This is a genomic window from Streptomyces sp. 13-12-16, from assembly GCF_002114215.1.
Lineage (GTDB): Bacteria > Actinomycetota > Actinomycetes > Streptomycetales > Streptomycetaceae > Streptomyces.
In genome coordinates, this window is record NZ_NCTE01001374.1 from 1 (window position 1) to 622 (window position 622).

General features: G+C 74.3%; 1 protein-coding gene. It reads right to left on the minus strand.

What is annotated here, in order from left to right:
* Positions 1 to 85 precede the first annotated feature (85 nt).
* On the minus strand, positions 86 to 622 hold a 537-nt coding region (locus B7767_RS41085; protein WP_373408280.1), incomplete at its 5' end, for an extracellular solute-binding protein.

Below are 622 nucleotides of genomic sequence, written 5' to 3' on the forward strand. Positions count from 1 at the left end.
CCCGGCACGGCGACGGGTCCGGCCTCCAGGGGGAGGGAGGCCGGACCCGTGTGCGCGGCGGGCGCTCCTGCAAGCGCGTCCGGCGTCAGCCGTTGCTGCCGCGCACCGCGTTCTCCAGCTGCGCGCCCGTGTAGGCCTCGGCACCGGCGAAGTACTCCACCCGCAGGCTCTCGGGGCTGCGCACGCCGTTGTCGACGCGGTCGCGCTCGTAGGCGTCGAGCAGTTCCTGCGCCTCCGCGGTCGCCTCGGCGAACCGGGACGCCGGGTCCGCGCCCTGCAGCAGGACGTCGCCCATCGCGCGGGTCATCACGTCCTGCGCGCCGGCGAAGTCGCCGAACAGCGCGCCCCGGCACGGCGGCACGCCCTCGCCCTCGGGGTAGCCGCCGAGCTGGGCGCTGGCCAGCCGGTGGTAGGGGTTCGCCTCGAACCAGCCCTCGTCCTCCAGCAGCCGGTAGGAGGAGCGGGTCACCGGCACGAAGCTGCTCGCGATGTGACGGTCCGCCGCGTTGCGCGGGTTGTTGAGGAACTGCATGAACGCCAGCGCGCCGTCCTGCGTCACCTCGTCGAGACCGGCGGTCAGCCACAGCGAGGTGCCGGCGATGATGTTCCCGCCGTACGGCTC